Genomic DNA, 16,950 nt, shown 5'->3' with positions numbered 1-16,950 from the left:
GCCTATTGCACTCCCCGCGCGGGCGGACCGTGACGACGCCGCGGGTGCGGCTACTGGACGGAGACGGAGGTGATGGTCACGGGCTCGGCGGGGGCGCCGTCACCCGATCCGTCGGCCGTGCCCTTCGACACGACGTCGCTGACGAGGGCGTCGAGTCCCGAGGTGACCTGCCCGAGCACGGTGTACCCGCCGGCCGCGTCGGCGGGCAGGGTCGTGTCCTGGTAGACGACGAAGAACTGGCTTCCCTGGCTGTAGCCGTTGCCGCCCTGGCGGGCCATCGCGATGGTCCCGGCCGGGTAGACGCCGTCCTCGGGCGCGTTCTCGACGGGACCGTAGCTGTAGCCGGGGCCGCCGGTGCCGTCGCCGTCCGGGTCGCCGCACTGGAGGACGTAGAGGCCCTCCGTGGTGAGGCGGTGGCAGGAGACGCCGTCGTAGAAGCCGGACTGCGTCAGCGAGATGAAGGAGGACACCGCCTGCGGGGCGGCGGCGCCGGCGAGCGTGATGCCCAGCGGGTCCTCGCCGATCGTGAGCGTGCCCGTCCAGTCGCGGCCCTCGGCGATGTCGGAGGAGGGGACGTCGCCGGTGTTCGCCCCCGTCGCCTCGGGCGTCGGGGTCGCGGAGGAGGAGGAGGTCGGCTCGGCGACCGGGGTGCCGGGGCCGCCGGAGAAGTAGAGGATCTGGGCGACGACCGCGAGCCCGATCACGACGACGGCGGCGATCGCCGCGATCACGTTGTCGCGCACGCGCCGCTTCTGCCTCGAGCGGTGGAGGCTCTGACGGGCCTGGTAGGCCCGGAGCCGGGTGCGCGCCTCGCGGTCGTTCGACTTGCCCTGGGCCACGTGTTCCTCCGACGTCCTCGTCCGCGCGGCTTCGGCGCGGCGGCCCGCGCACGCAGGCCGCGTCGAGCCTACGAGAACCGCCGGAGGCGCGACAAACGCCGCTCCGTCGCGCCGGGCAGTCGGGCCGGGGCTCTGTCGGAGGCCGTCGTTACGCTGGGGGCATGACCATGCAGCAGGCCGGACTCCGCTCCGGGGCGACTCCGCTCGCCGTGCGGATGCGGCCGCGCAGCCTCGAGGAGGTCGCCGGCCAGCGCCACCTCCTGACGCCCGGCTCGCCCCTGGTCGCCCTCGCCGCCGACACCACGGGGGAGCGGGGAGCGGTGTCCGTGATCCTCTGGGGCCCTCCCGGCACGGGCAAGACCACGCTCGCGCAGGCGGTGGCCCACTCCAGCGGCCGCCGCTTCGTCGAGCTCTCCGCCGTCACGGCGGGCGTGAAGGACGTGCGGCAGGTGATGGAGGAGGCGCTCTCCACCCGCGACCTCTACGGCACGTCCACCGTGCTCTTCCTCGACGAGATCCACCGCTTCACCAAGGCCCAGCAGGACGCGCTGCTGCCCGGGGTCGAGAACGGGTGGGTCATCCTCATCGCGGCCACGACCGAGAACCCCTCGTTCTCGGTGATCGCGCCGCTGCTCTCGCGCTCGCTCCTGCTGACCCTCGAGCCGCTCAGCGACGACGACCTGGGCGTCCTGGTCGACCGCGCCCTGCACGACGAGCGGGGTCTGCGCGACTCGGTGACGCTGGAGGAGGAGGCCCGGGCGAGCATCGTGCGGCTCGCCTCCGGAGACGCCCGGCGGGCGCTGACCGCGCTCGAGGCCGCCGCCACCTCCGCCCGCTCGGAGGCCCGCGAGGCCGACCGGGTCGCCCGCGCCGCCGCCGCGGAGGACCCGGACGAGGAGGACGAGGACGACGAGGGCGCTCCCGTCGAGGCCGCCGCCGAGGAGCCCGCGCTCCCCGTGATCACGACCGAGGTCGTCGCGCGCGCCGTCGACCGCGCCCTGCTGCGCTACGACCGCAACGGCGACGAGCACTACGACGTCATCAGCGCCTTCATCAAGTCCATCCGGGGCTCGGACGTCGACGCGGCGCTGCACTACCTGGCCCGGATGATCGAGGCGGGGGAGGATCCGCGGTTCATCGCCCGCCGCATCATCGTCTCCGCGTCCGAGGACATCGGCATGGCCGACCCGCAGGCGCTCGTCGTCGCGATCGCCGCGGCCGACGCCGTGCAGTTCATCGGCATGCCGGAGGGGCGCATCCCGCTCGCCCAGGCGGTCGTGCACCTGGCGACCGCCCCGAAGTCGAACGCGTCCTACTCCGCCATCGACGCGGCCATCGCGGACGTGCGCGCGGGCCGCGCGGGCCGGGTGCCGGCGCACCTGCGCGACGCGCACTACCCCGGCGCCAAGAAGCTCGGCCACGGGAAGGGCTACCGGTACCCGCACGACGCCGACCTCGGCGTCCTCGAGCAGCAGTACCTCCCGGACCCGCTCCAGGGCGCGCGGTACTACCGGCCCACCGAGCACGGCAACGAGCGCGACGTCTCCGCACGACTGGCGAAGCTCCTGCGCATCATCCGCGGCGACCGGGGCTGACCGCGCCGACCGCGAACTCGCGCGACCCGCACGGGAGGCCGTGGCCTGATAGTCTTGCGAGGTTGCCCACCGCTCTGTAGCCGAGCGGAGCAGCGCATCCCTCTGAATCGCGCAGCCCGCCACTGCGGTCACCCTTCCCCCGCACCCGCGGAGGACACGACCGCGGCGTCCGCCCTCCTCCCGGAGCCGGCGGTCGAGAGCTGCGACCGAACCTCTCAGACCTTGGAAGGACCACTGTGTCGACCACGTCCCGTACCCGCTCGAAGACGCGCCTCTCGCGCGCCCTCGGCATCCCCCTGACCCCGAAGGCCGCCCGCTACCTCGAGAAGCGTCCCTACGCTCCCGGCGAGCACGGCCGCTCGAAGCGCAAGGCCGACTCCGACTACGCGGTCCGCCTGCGTGAGAAGCAGCGTCTGCGCGCCCAGTACGGCATCCGCGAGAAGCAGCTCCGCATCGCCTTCCAGGAGGCGCGCCGCACCCAGGGCCTGACCGGTGAGAACCTGGTCGAGCTCCTCGAGATGCGCCTCGACGCCCTCGTCCTGCGCTCGGGCTTCGCCCGTACCACCGCGCAGGCCCGCCAGTTCGTCACCCACCGCCACATCATGGTGGACGGCAAGACGGTCGACCGCCCCTCCTTCCGCGTGAAGCCGGGCCAGGTCATCCACGTCAAGACCCGCTCCGAGGGCACCGAGCCCTTCCAGGTCGCCGCCGCCGGTGGACACGTCGACGTCCTCCCCAAGACCCCGGGCTACCTCGAGGTCGAGATCGACAAGCTGCAGGCGACGCTCCTGCGCCGCCCGAAGCGCGCCGAGGTCCCCGTGACCTGCGAAGTGCAGCTCGTCGTCGAGTACTACGCGGCCCGCTGAGTCCAGCCCCGCAGAGAAAGGCCCCGGTGTCCGCACCGGGGCCTTTCCCGTTCCCGGGGTCGCGATCCGGAGTGCCCGCCGCGCTCCGAGAGTCCCGCGCTGCGCCCGATCCGGCCGTCGCGCCCGAGCCGAGCGCTCGTCCCCGCGTCCGACCCTCTCGCGGCCCGTCGGTAGGCTGGAGTGCCGCGCTGGGCGGCATCGAACGGAGGTCACCGTGACCGGTGGAGACATCGCAGGGCTCATCGCCGCGGGGGTGTTCGCGATCCTGGTGGCGATCACCGCCGTCCCGCTCTGGAAGCTCGGGCGCGTCTTCGACAGCACGAGCGAGGCCATCAAGCAGGCCAGCGACGGCCTGACGCCGATCCTCGACGAGTCGGCCTCCACCCTCCGCGAGGCCAACCACCAGCTCGCGCGGGTGGACACGATCACCAAGGACGTCGCCGAGGTCACCGGCAACGTCAACGCGCTCGTCGCTCTCACGGCCGCGACCGTCGGCGGTCCGCTCATCAAGCTCGCCGGCTTCACCGCCGGAGTCCGCGCCGTGCTCGTCGCCGGACGGACGGCCGACAAGGCCGGAGCCGCGGTCGGCCGCTCCGCCGCGAAGCGCACGAAGCGCCCGCGCTCGAAGTAGCGCCGCGCCCGCGCCCTAGAATCGAACGGGTCGTCGCGCCGTCGCGCCCGCCCCGCCGCTGTGGAAGGACACCCCGTGAAGAACATCCTCCTGATCGTCATCGGGATCGGCCTCGGATTCGCGGTCGCCCACCAGGTCTCGCGCACCGAGGCGGGCGCCCGGCTCTTCGCCGACATCAACCGCACCGCGAAGGAGCTCGGCGAGGCCGTCTCCGAGGGCTACCACCAGCGCGAGGCCGAACTGAAGGCCGCCATCGGCGAGGGCTGACGCCCCGCCGCCCGACATCCGCGTCGTCACCGACCGAACCGTAACGGAACCCATGCAGACCGCAGACATCCGCAACCGCTGGCTCGACTTCTTCGGGAGCCGCGGCCACACCGTGGTCCCCTCCGCCTCCCTCGTGAGCGAGGACCCGAGCCTCCTCTTCACCGTCGCCGGCATGGTGCCGTTCGTGCCCTACCTCACCGGAGTGGTCCCCGCGCCGTACCCGCGTGCCACCAGCGTGCAGAAGTGCATCCGCACCAACGACATCGAGGAGGTCGGCAAGACGCCTCGTCACGGCACCTTCTTCCAGATGAACGGCAACTTCTCCTTCGGCGACTACTTCAAGGAGGGGGCGATCGGCTACGCCTGGGAGCTGCTCACCGGCGCCGAGAGCAACGGGGGACTGGGCTTCGACGAGAAGGACCTCTGGGTCACCGTCTACAAGGACGACGACGAGGCGATCGCGCTCTGGAAGACGATCGCGGGACTGCCGGACGAGCGCATCCAGCGCCTGGACAAGGACACCAACTACTGGTCGACCGGCCAGCCCGGCCCCGCGGGCCCCTGCTCCGAGATCTTCTTCGACCGTGGACCCGCCTACGGGATCGACGGCGGCCCGGCGACGGACGACGACCGCTACGTCGAGATCTGGAACCTCGTCTTCATGCAGTACCTCCGCGGCGAGGGCACGAGCAAGGTCGACTTCGACATCCTCGGCGAGCTGCCGCGCAAGAACATCGACACCGGCATGGGCCTCGAGCGCGTCGCCTTCCTCAAGCAGGGCGTCGAGAACATGTACGAGATCGACCAGGTCCGTCCGGTCCTCGATCGCGCCGCCGAGCTCTCGGGCCGCCGCTACGGAGCCGTCCACGAGGACGACGTCCGCATGCGCGTCATCGCCGACCACGTGCGCTCCTCGCTGATGCTGCTGTCGGACGGCGTGACGCCGTCGAACGAGGGGCGCGGCTACATCCTCCGCCGCCTGATGCGCCGCACGGTGCGCGCCATGCGCCTGCTCGGAGTGGACACCGCGACGTTCCCCGAGCTCTTCGCCGCCTCGCGCGACGCGATGGCGTCGGCCTACCCCGAGGTGTCCACGGACTTCGAGCGCCTCTCGACCAGCGCCTACGGCGAGGAGGAGGCGTTCCTGCGCACCCTCGCGGCCGGCACCGAGATCCTCGACCTCGCGGTCCTGAAGACGAAGAAGGCCGAGTCGCCGACGCTGCCGGGCGACACCGCGTTCCTCCTGCACGACACCTTCGGGTTCCCGATCGACCTCACCCTCGAGATCGCCGAGGAGTCGGGTCTGACGGTCGACCGCGAGGCGTTCGACTCCCTCATGACCGCGCAGCGCACGCGTGCGAAGGCCGACGCGAAGTCGAAGAAGTCGGCGCTGGCCGATCTCTCGGTCTACGCCGACTTCCGCGCCCACGGCGAGACGCTGTTCACCGGCTACGACGTGCTCGACACCGAGACGCGCATCCTCGGCCTCATCGTCGGCGGGCACTCCGTCACGAAGGCGGTCGCGGGCGACATCGCCGAGGTGATCCTCGAGGCGACCAGCCTCTATGCGGAGTCGGGCGGCCAGGAGGCCGACGCCGGCCGCATCGTCGGCTCCGGCTTCGATCTCGAGGTCCTCGACGTGCAGAAGCCCGTCAAGGGTCTCATCAGCCACAAGGTCCAGGTCGCCAGCGGCGAGGTCGGAGTGGGCGACGCCGCCACCTCCGTCGTCGACCGCGACTGGCGCCGGGGCGCCACGCAGGCGCACTCGGGCACCCATCTCATCCACGCCGCGCTGCGCCAGGTGCTCGGCCCGCAGGCGCACCAGTCCGGCTCCTACAACAAGGCGGGCTACCTGCGCCTGGACTTCTCGTGGAACCAGGCCCTCTCGCTCGAGACCCGCAGCGAGATCGAGGAGATCGCCAACACGGCGATCCGGGACAACCTCGAGGTCGTCACGCGCGAGCTCCCGATCGACGAGGCGAAGGCGCTCGGCGCGATGGCCCTCTTCGGCGAGAAGTACGGCGACGTCGTCCGCGTGGTCGACATCGGCGGGCCCTGGTCGCGCGAGCTCTGCGCGGGCACCCACGTCGGGCGCTCGTCGGAGGTCGGCGTGATCAGCCTGGTCAGCGAGTCCTCGGTCGGATCGACCAACCGCCGCGTCGAGTCGCTCGTGGGCCGCGAGGCCTTCCAGGAGCTCGCCGCCGAGCGCGCCCTCGTCAGCACGATCTCGTCCTCGCTGAAGACCCCGCGCGAGCAGCTGCCCGAGCGGATCGGCGAGCTCGTCGCGAGCCTCAAGGCCGCCGAGAAGCGGATCGCCGCGTTCGAGGCCAAGGCCCTCGCCGACCGGGTGCCCGCCCTCGCCGCGACCCGTCGCACGGTGGGCGGCACGACCGTCGTCGCCGAGAGCATCGGCACCGCGGGATCGACCGACGAGCTGCGCTCCCTCGTGACCTCCGTCCGCGAGCGGCTCGGCCAGGAGCCGGCCGTCGTCGCGCTCGCCGCCGACGTCTCGGGCAAGCCCGCGGTGATCGTCGCCACCAACCAGGCCGCCCGCGACCAGGGCCGCCGCGCGGGTGCGCTCGCCAAGCGCGCCGCCGGGATCCTCGGTGGCGGCGGAGGCGGCAAGGACGACCTCGCCCAGGGCGGCGGCTCCGACGTCTCCGCCATCGGCGCGGCGCTCGAGGCCGTGGTGCAGGAAGCGACCAGCTGAATGAGCCGGTTCGGCGTCCGGCTCGGCATCGATGTGGGCCGTGCCCGCATCGGGGTCGCCCGCTGCGACGCCGACGGCCTGCTCGCGGTGCCCGTCGAGACGGTCGCGAGGGCGGGCACTGACGGCGGATCCTCGGACGTCTCCCGGATCGCGCACCTCGCCGCCGAGTACGATGCCCAGGCGATCATCGTCGGACTGCCGTTGTCGCTGTCGGGGGCCGAGACGGCCTCGACGGAGGACGCGCGCGGATTCGCTCGACTGCTCGCCGAGGCGGTGCCCACCGCTCCGGTGCGGCTCGTCGACGAGCGGCTGTCGACGGTCACCGCTCAGAGCGCCCTGCACCGCTCCGGACGCACCACCCGCGGCTCCCGAGCCGTGATCGACCAGGTCGCCGCCGTGGTGATCCTGCAGCACGCCATCGATTCCGAGCGCTCGGCCGGCACCCCGGCCGGAGTCCTGCTCGAACCGAACGAAGGACCTCCTCGTGACCGACGTCCCCCCGAGCCGCCGCGACGCCCGCGCCGCCGAGCAGGCGCAGCCGACTCCGCCCGACCCGACTCCGGAGCAGCAGCCCGCGCCGACTGAGGCGCACGATCCGCTGGGCCGCCTCTTCACCGGGCCCGACGTGCCCGAGCCCCGCGGCCGCGACGACGCGGCCGCGTTCGACCCGGACGCGCGCCCGAAGCGTCGCCGCGCGGCTCGCGCGACGGGCGGCGCGAAGAAGCGCCGCAGCCGCCGCGGGCTCATCGGCGGGCTTCTGGCCTTCGGCGTCTTCGCCGCGCTCGTCGCCATCGCCGTCACGATCTTCCTCGAGCCCGTGCGCGGCCTGTTCGCGGAGCCCGAGCCGACCGACTTCACCGGCACCGGCTCGAGCGAGGTGCTGTTCACGATCCACCAGGGCGACGGCGGCAGCGACATCGCCAACAACCTCGTCTCGGACGGGGTCATCAAGTCGTACGATCCCTTCTACGACCTGCTCCTCGCCCAGAGCCCGGAGCCCGTCTTCCAGCCCGGCGCGTACTCGCTCAAGGCCGAGATGAGCGCCAAGGCCGCACTGTCGGCGCTGCTCGACTCCGAGTCGACGCGCCTCGCGAACACCTTCGTCATCCCCGAGGGGACGGCGCTCAAGGAGGCGCTGCCGCTCATCGCGGACGGTACCGGGGTCGCGCTGACGGACCTCGAGGCGGCCGCCGCCGACTGGGGCTCGTTCGGGCTCCCGGCCGGGGCGACGAGCCTCGAGGGGTTCCTGTTCCCCGCGACGTACGACATCGACCCGTCGACGCCGGCGCACGACATCCTGAAGACGCTGGTCGACCGGATGTACCAGTCGCTCGACCAGGCCGGTGTGCCGGTGGACGACCGCTACCGCGTCGTGGTGTTCGCGTCCCTCGTGCAGCGCGAGGCCCGCGTCGCCGAGGACTTCCCGAAGGTCGCGCGCGTGTTCCAGAACCGCCTCGACCAGGGGTGGCGCCTGCAGTCGGACGCGACCGTGGCGTACGGCACCGGCGCGACCGACCGCGTCTCGACCACGGACGCCGAGCGGAACGACGCCGGCAACGTCTACAACACCTACCAGCGCGACGGTCTGCCGCCCGCGCCGATCTCGAACCCGGGGGACGTGGCGATCGACGCGGTCATGCACCCCGCGGACGGCACCTGGATGTACTTCGTCACGGTGAACCTCGAGACGGGCGAGACGGTCTACTCCACCACCGACGCCGAGCACAACGCGGCCGTCGACCAGTGGCAGGCCTGGATGCGGGACCACCCGGAGTACCAGTGACGGCCGCCGGGTACCGCCTCGCGGTCCTCGGCGCGCCGATCGCGCACTCGAAGTCGCCCGCGCTGCACGCGGCCGCCTACCGGGTGCTCGGGCTCGACTGGAGCTACCGCGCCGTCGAGACGACGGAGGCGACCCTCTCCGAGGTCGTGTCCGGTGAGCCCTGGCACGGCCTGTCGCTGACCATGCCGCTCAAGCACGCGGTGCGCCCGCTGCTGGCGGAGGAGGACGCGGTCGCCCGGGCCACCGGCGCGGTCAACACCGTGCTGGTCGACCGCTCCGGCCCGGCACCCCGCCTCCGCGGGTTCAACACCGACGTCGCGGGCATCGTGCGCGCCCTCGCCGAGGCGGGCGTCGTCTCGGCGGAGCGCGTCCAGGTGCTCGGCGGGGGAGCGACCGCCGCCTCCGCCCTGGCCGCCGCCGCCGAGCTGGGCGCGGCGCGGGTCGACCTCGTCCTGCGGACGGCGTCGAGGGCCGTCGAGCTCGCTCCGCTCGCGGAGTCGCTCGGCGTCCTGCTCTCGGTCCGCTCCTTCGCCGACTGGTCCACCGGAGCGCCGCTGGTGATCTCGACGCTCCCCGGCGGAGCGGCGGACGGCCTCGACGTGCCCGACGCGGCGGTCGCGGGCTCGACCCTGTTCGACGTGGCGTACTCCCCGTGGCCGAGCGCTCTCGCCCAGCGCTGGGAGCAGGGCGGCTCCCCGGTCGTCTCCGGGCTCGGGATGCTGCTCCACCAGGCCCTCGTGCAGGTGCGGATCTTCGTCGGCGGCGACCCGGCCCTGCCTCTCGATCGCGAGGACGAGGTGCTCGCGGCGATGCGCCGAGCCGTCTCGACGGGTCCGGCGCACTGACCTCGTGTGCCAGAATCGGAGGATGCTCCGTTGGCTCACGGCCGGGGAATCCCACGGTCCCGAACTCGTCGCCGTCCTCGAAGGACTGCCGGCGGGCGTCCCCGTCTCCCTCGACGACATCCGCGCCGATCTGGCGCGCCGGAAGCTCGGCTACGGCCGCGGAGCCCGGATGAACTTCGAGCAGGACGAGCTGACGATCTCCTCCGGCGTCCGGCACGGAGCGACGATGGGCAGCCCCATCGCCCTGCGCATCGGCAACACGGAGTGGCCGCGCTGGGTCGACGTCATGTCGGCGGAGCCCCGTGACCCCGAGAGCCTGCCCAAGGGCCGCGGCGCCGCGCTCACACGGCCCCGCCCGGGCCATGCCGACCTCGTCGGGATGCAGAAGTACGGCTTCCCCGAGTCCCGCAACGTGCTCGAGCGCGCCTCCGCCCGCGAGACCGCAGCCCGCGTCGCCCTCGGCGCCGTCGCCCGCCGCTTCCTCGGCGAGCTCGGCGTCTCGCTCGTCAGCCACACCCTCGCCATCGGGCCGGTCCGCGTGCCCGAGGGCTCGCCGCTGCCCGGCCCGGCCGACGTCGCCGCCCTGGACGCTGATCCGCTGCGCTGCCACGACGCCGCGACCAGCGCCCTCATGGTCGCCGAGGTGGACCGCGCCCACGACGACGGCGACACCCTCGGCGGCGTGGTCGAGGTCCTCGCGTACGATCTCCCGCCCGGACTCGGCTCCTACGTGCACTGGGACCGCCGTCTCGACTCCCAGCTCGCGGCGGCCCTGATGGGGATCCAGGCGATCAAGGGCGTCGAGGTCGGCGACGGCTTCCTCACCACCACCCGCCGCGGCTCGGAGGCGCACGACGAGCTGTTCCAGTCCGACGCCGGCATCTCCCGGTCCAGCGACCGGGCCGGCGGCACCGAGGGCGGGATGAGCACGGGGACCGTGCTGCGGGTCCGCGCCGGCATGAAGCCGATCGCGACCGTGCCGCACGCGCTGCGCACCGTCGACGTCGCCACCGGCGAGGCGGCCGGCGCTCACCACCAGCGCTCCGACGTCTGCGCGGTGCCGGCGTCCGGTGTCGTCGCGGAGGCGATGGTCGCCCTGGTGCTCGCGAACGCCGTGCTCGAGAAGTTCGGCGGCGACAGCGTCGCCGAGACCCGCCGCAACCTGCAGGGCTACCTCGCCGCCATCCCCGACGAGCTCCGCACGGCCGCCGCGAGCGACCCGGCTCTCGGGCTCGCCTGATGGCCGCGTCCTCGGCGGCCCGCTGATGGCGGGTCACGATACCGGCGCGGCCCGCGCCCGCCTCGTCCTGATCGGCCCGATGGGGGCCGGCAAGACGACGATCGGCAAGCGGGTCGCGAAGGCGCTGAGCGCCGGGTTCGTCGACTCCGACGCGGAGTTCGTGCGCACCCACGGCCCGATCGCCCCCTACTTCGACGCCCACGGCGAGCCGGCCTTCCGCCGGGAGGAGCGCCGCGTCGTCGAGCGCGCCGTCCGCCGCGACGTGGTGCTGAGCCTCGGCGGGGGAGCGGTGCTCGATCCCGCGACGCGCGCCGACCTCGCGGACGTCCCCGTCGTGCTCCTCACCACCACGGCCGAGGCCGTCCGCGACCGGCTCGGCTCCGGCTCCCGCCCGCTGGTGCGCGGCGGGGTCGGCGACTGGGTCCGCATCTTCGACGAGCGGCGCCCGGTCTACGAGTCCCTCGCGGACAGCGTGGTCGACACCTCCCGGCGGCCGATCACCCTGATCGCCGCCGAGATCGCGGAGTGGGTGCGCGCGCAGCGCCCCTCCGCCACCCCTGCACCATCGGACCCGGCGGCCGCGAGCCGCCCGAGCGGAAGACAGTCATGAACGACGGCACCACCGCCATCCCCGTCGCCGGAGAGAACGGCTACGACATCCACGTCGGGCGCGGACTCCTCGACGGCCTCGCCGACGCGATCGGCCCCCGGGCCGCGAAGGTGCTCATCGTGCACCCGCCGACCCTCGCGGTCCTCGCCGCCGAGATCCGCGAGAGCCTGCTCGAGCGCTACGAGGTGCTGCTCGCCGAGGTCCCGGACGCCGAGGCCGCGAAGCGCGTGGAGGTGGCTGCCTTCTGCTGGCAGGTGATGGGGCAGTCGGACTTCACCCGCACGGACGTGGTCGTCGGCTTCGGCGGCGGCGCGATCACCGACCTGGCCGGCTTCGTCGCCGCCACCTGGCTCCGCGGGGTCGACCTGGTGCAGGTGCCGACCACCGTGCTCGGGATGGTCGACGCGGCCGTCGGCGGGAAGACCGGCATCAACACGGCCGAGGGCAAGAACCTCGTCGGGGCCTTCCACGCGCCGCGGGCTGTCGTCGCCGACCTCGACGTGCTGACCAGCCTCCCGCGCAACGAGATCCTGGCCGGCTTCGGCGAGATCGTGAAGTACGGGATGATCGCCGAGCCGCGCATCCTCGACATCATCGAGTCCGACATCGACCTGGCCACGGACCCGACGTCGGAGGAGTTCCGCAGCCTGGTCGAGCTGTCGATCGGGATCAAGGCGCGGGTCGTCGGCGAGGACTTCACCGAGAAGGGCCTGCGCGAGATCCTGAACTACGGGCACACCCTCGGGCACGCGGTCGAGCACGCCGAGCGCTACCAGTGGCGCCACGGCGCGGCCGTCTCCGTCGGGATGATGTTCGCGGCCGAGCTCTCGCGCCTGACCGGATCGCTCAGCGACGCGGTCGTGGACCGCCAGCGCCGGGTCCTCGAGTCGCTGACCCTGCCGACGAGCTACCCGCTCGGACGATGGGCGACGCTCCTCGCCTCGATGCAGCGCGACAAGAAGACCCGCGCGGGGATGCTCCGCTTCGTGGTCCTCGACGACATCGCCCGCCCGAGCATCCTGCAGGGGCCGGAGACGTCGCTGCTGTTCGCGGCGTACCAGGAGATCGGATCGTAGGTCCGGCTCGGCTGAGCCCGGGCGGCGCCGTCAGCCTCCGCCCAGGGCGGCCCTCCGCGACTGGGCGTACTCGGCCTCGGTGATCGCGCCCGCCGCTCGCAGCGCCTCCAGCTCGGCGAGCCGGTCCGCCAGCGGGCGGGCGGAGCCGGGACCCTCGCGCGCGAAGCGGGCCGCGACGTCGGTCCGCAGGGTCAGCGGGTCCACTCCGAGCGAGCGCGCCCGGCGCATGTTCACGACGATCAGCACCACGACGAGCACGATCACGACGGCGATGACGATCGGCACCGCGGTGAACACGATCGAGTACCAGGGCGGCACGACTGTGTCGGCGGGAAAGGCGTCCCTGTGCTCCTCCTCGGGGTCGGTCCTCCACCGTCTCGCGCTCCGGCGGACCGGTGGGGCGATTCGCATGCGGCGTCCAGACTCCTCTGCCGACGGGGCCGCGTCGACTACACTCGACGGGTCAGCCGGACCGGCCGATATCGCCGCGCCCGCGTACCGGGCTCGCCGGCGCAGACTTCCACCGAAACGGATCCCCCTTCGCATGGCCTCTACCACCGACATCAAGAACGGCACCGTCCTCAGCATCGACGGCCAGCTCTGGAACGTCATCGACTTCCAGCACGTCAAGCCGGGCAAGGGCGGCGCCTTCGTACGCACCAAGATGAAGAACGTCCTCACGGGCAAGGTCGTCGACAAGACCTTCAACGCGGGCGCCAAGATCGACACGGCCAACGTCGACCGCCGCGACTTCCAGTACCTCTACCGCGACGGCGCGGACTTCGTGTTCATGGACACCAGCGACTACGACCAGATCACCGTTCCCGAGGCGGTCGTCGGCGACGCGGCGAACTTCATGCTCGAGAACCAGAACGTGACCCTCGCCCTGCACGACGGTGACCCGCTCTACATCGACCTCCCCGCCTCGGTCGTCCTCGAGATCACCTACACGGAGCCGGGCCTCCAGGGCGACCGCTCGACCGGCGGCACCAAGCCCGCGACGGTCGAGACCGGCTACCAGATCCAGGTCCCGCTCTTCCTCGAGCAGGGCACGAAGGTCAAGGTAGACACCCGCACGGGCGACTACCTCGGCCGCGTCAGCTGAGCCGGGCCTCCCGTGAGTGCTCGCACGAAGGCGCGCAAGCGCGCCCTCGACATCCTCTACAACGCCGACGTCCGGCAGATCAGCTTCGCCCAGTCGCTGCGCGCCGAGGCCGAGCGGGCGGCGAACGAGCCGGCCCGTGAGGCCTCGTGGCTCTACGCCCGCGAGATCGTCGACGGGGTCATCGACCACGCCGACGAGATCGACGAGCTGATCGCCCGGCTCGCCCAGGGCTGGACACTCTCGCGCATGCCGCTGGTCGACCGCGCGATCCTCCGGATCGGGGTGTGGGAGATCCTGCACAACGACGCGGTGCCCGACGGCGTCGCCATCTCGGAGGCCGTCGAGGCCGCCACGTCGCTGTCGACCGACGACTCGGCGGGCTTCATCAACGGGCTCCTCGCCTCCGTCGCGGAGTCCCGCACGACGGCCTGACCCGCCCCGGAGACCTGCTCGGCCCGCCGGATCCCCGTGATCGGGCGGGCCGAGGTCGTTCCCGGGCTGCCCGTCCGGCGGGCCGCGCGAGGGCCCCTATACTCGACACGGCTTTTCCTTTAACAGCCGTCCTGTGAGGCGGGGAAGGAGGTCGGTGTGATGGCACGAATCGTGCTCAACGGCGCTGACATCACGCGAGCGCTCACGCGCATCGCCCACGAGATCCTCGAGTCGAACCGCGGCCCCGAGTCGCTGGTCGTCCTCGGCATCCCGACGCGCGGCGTCGCCCTCGCGAGGCGCATCGCCGAGACGATCGCGCGGATCGAGCCGGACGGTCCCCCCGTCTTCGCCGGCTCCCTCGACGTGACCATGTACCGCGACGACCTCTCCCGGCACCCGGTCCGCACCCCCGCGCGCACCGCCGTCCCCGCGAGCATCGACGGCCGGACAGTGGTCCTCGTCGACGACGTCCTCTTCTCGGGCCGCACCATCCGCGCCGCCCTGGACGCCCTCAGCGACATCGGCCGTCCGCGAGCCGTGCGGCTGGCCGCGCTGGTCGACCGCGGGCACCGCGAGCTCCCGATCCGGGCGGACTTCGTCGGCAAGAACCTGCCGAGCAGCCTGAGCGAGCGGATCAACGTCCGGCTCGTCGAGACGGACGGCGAGGACCTGGTCGCGATCGAGTCGCAGGCCACCGGCGAGGAGACGGCTCCGTGAAGCACCTGCTCTCGACCCGCGACCTCGACCGCGCGAGCGCGATCGCACTCCTCGACATCGCCGAGGACATGGCGGACGTGCAGAACCGCGAGGTCAAGAAGCTGCCGACCCTGCGCGGGAAGACCGTGGTCAACCTCTTCTTCGAGGACTCCACCCGCACGCGGATCTCGTTCGAGGCGGCGGCGAAGCGGCTCTCGGCCGACGTCATCAACTTCAGCGCGAAGGGCTCCAGCGTCTCCAAGGGCGAGAGCCTGAAGGACACCGCGCAGACGCTCGCCGCGATGGGCGCCGACGGCGTGGTCATCCGCCACAGCGCCTCCGGAGCCCCCGCGGTTCTTGCGGCGAGCGGCTGGATCGACGCGTCGATCCTCAACGCCGGTGACGGGACCCACGAGCACCCGACCCAGGCGCTCCTGGACGCGTTCACCATCCGCCGGCGCCTGCACGGCGCCTCCGCGTCCCGCGGCAAGAGCCTCGACGGCGTCGCGGTCACGATCGTGGGCGACGTCCTGCACTCGCGGGTGGCGCGCTCGAACGTCTGGCTGCTGACGGCGCTGGGCGCCGAGGTGACCCTGGTCGCACCGCCGACCCTCGTGCCGGTCGACACGCGCGACTGGCCCGCGACCATCCGCTTCGATCTGGACGAGGCGATCGACACCGGGCTCCCCGACGTCGTGATGCTCCTGCGCATCCAGCTCGAGCGGATGTCGAGCGGGTTCTTCCCCAACGGCCGGGAGTACGCGCGGATCTGGGGCCTCGACGACGAGCGGCTCGCCCGGCTGGGTCCCGATACCATCGTCATGCACCCCGGACCCATGAACAGGGGCGTCGAGATCTCCTCGGCGGCCGCCGATTCGAGCCGCTCCGCGGTGCTCGAACAGGTCACGAACGGAGTGTCCGTCCGGATGGCCGCGCTCTACCTGCTGCTGTCCGGCGAACGGGAGGTCCACTGATGAGCACTGCCCAGCCGCATCAGAGCACGGCGCCGGAGCGGATCCTGATCTCGGGGGCGACGCTCGCCGACGAGTCGACCGCCGACCTGCTGATCGACGGGGGCGTGATCGTCGAGATCGGCGCCGACCTCGACTCGCGCGGGGCCCGCGTGATCGACGCCGACGGCCTGCTGGCGCTGCCCGGCCTGGTCGACCTGCACACCCACCTGCGCGAGCCGGGGTTCGAGCAGAGCGAGACGATCCTCACCGGGACGCGAGCTGCGGCCGCCGGAGGCTTCACCGCCGTCTTCGCGATGGCGAACACCTCGCCGGTGCAGGACACCGCGGGCGTGGTCGAGCAGGTGCAGAGCCTGGGCGAGGACGCCGGCTACGCGACGGTCCGCCCGATCGGCGCGGTGACCGTGGGTCTGGCGGGGGAGTCGCTCGCCGAGCTCGGCGCGATGGCCCGCAGCCGCGCGGCCGTGCGGGTCTTCTCGGACGACGGGAAGTGCGTCTCGGACGCGCTGCTGATGCGCCGCGCTCTCGAGTACGTCAAGGCGTTCGACGGAGTCGTCGCCCAGCACGCGCAGGAGCCGCGGCTCACCGTGGGCGCGCAGATGAACGAGGGCGCCGTCTCCAGCGCCCTCGGCCTGCAGGGCTGGCCCGCCGTGGCCGAGGAGGCGATCATCGCCCGCGACGTGCTCCTCGCCGAGCACGTGGGCTCCCGCCTGCACGTCTGCCACGTCTCGACCGCGGGCTCGGTCGACGTCATCCGCTGGGCGAAGGCCCGGGGGATCGACGTGACCGCCGAGGTCACCCCCCACCACCTGCTCCTCACCGAGCAGGCCGTCGCCGGACAGGACGGGCCGAGCTACGACGCCCGCTTCAAGGTGAACCCGCCGCTGCGCCGCGACGAGGACGTGCTCGCCCTCCGCGAGGCCCTCGCCGACGGCACCATCGACATCGTCGCCACCGACCACGCGCCGCACCCGGTCGAGGCGAAGGACTGCGAGTGGGACGCCGCGGCGTTCGGCATGGTCGGCCTCGAGAGCGCGCTGAGCGTGGTGCACGCCGCCGTCGTCGAGGACGGGCGGATGAGCTGGTCCGACGTCGCGCGCGTGCTCTCCTCCGCCCCCGCCCGCATCGGCCGGCTCGACGGCTACGACCGCGGCCTCGCCGTCGGGGCCGCCGCGAACGTCGTGCTCTACGACCCGGAGGCGCGACGCCGCTTCTCCGTCGAGGACCTGCGCGGCCGCAGCGGCAACTCCCCGTACCTCGGTCGCGAGCTGCCGGGCCGCGTCG

Annotated in this window: 17 protein-coding genes and 1 pseudogene; 16 read left to right on the top strand and 2 right to left on the bottom strand. The window is 72.8% G+C overall.

Going from position 1 to position 16,950, the window contains the following annotated elements; genetic code table 11:
* Window positions 1-50: 50 nt before the first annotated feature.
* Complete coding sequence (locus C5C55_RS06355; RefSeq protein WP_104233313.1) at window positions 51-839, bottom strand: peptidylprolyl isomerase; 789 nt, start codon at window positions 837-839, stop codon at window positions 51-53.
* 161 nt (window positions 840-1,000) lie between these two features.
* On the opposite strand from C5C55_RS06355, the gene C5C55_RS06350 reads away from it, so the two are divergent.
* The 11 genes and pseudogenes from C5C55_RS06350 (at window position 1,001) to aroB (ending at window position 12,462) form a co-directional block, all read left to right on the top strand.
* Complete coding sequence (locus tag C5C55_RS06350; protein ID WP_104225330.1) at window positions 1,001-2,434, top strand: replication-associated recombination protein A; 1,434 nt, start codon at window positions 1,001-1,003, stop codon at window positions 2,432-2,434.
* 236 nt (window positions 2,435-2,670) lie between these two features.
* Window positions 2,671-3,300, top strand: coding sequence for a 30S ribosomal protein S4 (gene rpsD / locus C5C55_RS06345; protein ID WP_068210518.1), 630 nt, complete (start codon window positions 2,671-2,673; stop codon window positions 3,298-3,300).
* A 214-nt stretch (window positions 3,301-3,514) separates the two neighbouring features.
* The gene (locus tag C5C55_RS06340) at window positions 3,515-3,931 is read left to right on the top strand and encodes a DUF948 domain-containing protein (RefSeq protein ID WP_104224759.1); all 417 of its coding nucleotides are present in this window, start codon (window positions 3,515-3,517) and stop codon (window positions 3,929-3,931) included.
* A gap of 75 nt (window positions 3,932-4,006) precedes the next feature.
* Window positions 4,007-4,198 (top strand): hypothetical protein, encoded by a 192-nt coding sequence (locus C5C55_RS06335; protein WP_104225329.1) that lies wholly within the window; start codon window positions 4,007-4,009, stop codon window positions 4,196-4,198.
* Between the two features lie 52 nt (window positions 4,199-4,250).
* Complete coding sequence (gene alaS / locus C5C55_RS06330; protein ID WP_104233312.1) at window positions 4,251-6,908, top strand: alanine--tRNA ligase; 2,658 nt, start codon at window positions 4,251-4,253, stop codon at window positions 6,906-6,908.
* Window positions 6,909-7,382 (top strand): annotated as a pseudogene (ruvX, locus tag C5C55_RS06325) (Holliday junction resolvase RuvX); the annotation flags it as partial.
* A 10-nt stretch (window positions 7,383-7,392) separates the two neighbouring features.
* Entirely contained in the window at window positions 7,393-8,691 is a 1,299-nt protein-coding gene (gene mltG, locus C5C55_RS06320) for an endolytic transglycosylase MltG (protein WP_104313171.1), read from the top strand.
* Window positions 8,688-9,536, top strand: coding sequence for a shikimate dehydrogenase (locus C5C55_RS06315; protein WP_258065188.1), 849 nt, complete (start codon window positions 8,688-8,690; stop codon window positions 9,534-9,536). The genes mltG and C5C55_RS06315 overlap by 4 nt, the downstream gene beginning before the upstream one ends.
* Before the next feature lie 22 nt (window positions 9,537-9,558).
* Window positions 9,559-10,776, top strand: coding sequence for a chorismate synthase (gene aroC / locus C5C55_RS06310; protein ID WP_104233310.1), 1,218 nt, complete (start codon window positions 9,559-9,561; stop codon window positions 10,774-10,776).
* A 25-nt stretch (window positions 10,777-10,801) separates the two neighbouring features.
* Window positions 10,802-11,386, top strand: a complete 585-nt coding sequence (locus C5C55_RS06305; protein WP_104233309.1) for a shikimate kinase — start codon at window positions 10,802-10,804, stop codon at window positions 11,384-11,386.
* Window positions 11,383-12,462, top strand: a complete 1,080-nt coding sequence (gene aroB, locus C5C55_RS06300) for a 3-dehydroquinate synthase (RefSeq protein ID WP_104233308.1) — start codon at window positions 11,383-11,385, stop codon at window positions 12,460-12,462. The genes C5C55_RS06305 and aroB overlap by 4 nt, the downstream gene beginning before the upstream one ends.
* 30 nt (window positions 12,463-12,492) lie before the next feature.
* Here the strand turns inward: aroB and C5C55_RS06295 are convergent, their stop codons facing one another.
* The gene (locus C5C55_RS06295; RefSeq protein ID WP_104233307.1) at window positions 12,493-12,780 is read right to left on the bottom strand and encodes an SHOCT domain-containing protein; all 288 of its coding nucleotides are present in this window, start codon (window positions 12,778-12,780) and stop codon (window positions 12,493-12,495) included.
* Between the two features lie 226 nt (window positions 12,781-13,006).
* Between C5C55_RS06295 and efp the strand changes: the two genes are divergently transcribed.
* The 5 genes from efp to C5C55_RS06270 all read left to right on the top strand — a co-directional run.
* Window positions 13,007-13,567, top strand: coding sequence for an elongation factor P (efp, locus tag C5C55_RS06290; RefSeq protein ID WP_068210208.1), 561 nt, complete (start codon window positions 13,007-13,009; stop codon window positions 13,565-13,567).
* A gap of 12 nt (window positions 13,568-13,579) precedes the next feature.
* The gene (gene nusB, locus C5C55_RS06285) at window positions 13,580-13,999 is read left to right on the top strand and encodes a transcription antitermination factor NusB (RefSeq protein ID WP_104224751.1); all 420 of its coding nucleotides are present in this window, start codon (window positions 13,580-13,582) and stop codon (window positions 13,997-13,999) included.
* Between the two features lie 156 nt (window positions 14,000-14,155).
* Window positions 14,156-14,716 carry a bifunctional pyr operon transcriptional regulator/uracil phosphoribosyltransferase PyrR gene (pyrR, locus tag C5C55_RS06280; protein WP_104233306.1) on the top strand — a complete coding sequence of 187 codons (561 nt, stop codon included), beginning with the start codon at window positions 14,156-14,158 and terminating at the stop codon, window positions 14,714-14,716.
* Window positions 14,713-15,669: an aspartate carbamoyltransferase catalytic subunit gene (locus tag C5C55_RS06275; protein ID WP_104233305.1), complete on the top strand. Its 957-nt coding sequence runs from the start codon at window positions 14,713-14,715 to the stop codon at window positions 15,667-15,669. Before pyrR ends, C5C55_RS06275 begins: the two co-directional genes overlap by 4 nt.
* Window positions 15,669-16,950: dihydroorotase (locus tag C5C55_RS06270; RefSeq protein ID WP_104233304.1), on the top strand; the 1,282-nt coding region annotated here is incomplete at its 3' end. The genes C5C55_RS06275 and C5C55_RS06270, both read left to right, overlap by 1 nt.

The sequence above is a fragment of the Rathayibacter sp. AY1C2 genome (assembly GCF_002931195.1).
In the GTDB taxonomy this organism is placed as follows: Bacteria; Actinomycetota; Actinomycetes; order Actinomycetales; family Microbacteriaceae; genus Rathayibacter.
This window is presented reverse-complemented; position numbering and strand designations above follow the sequence as displayed.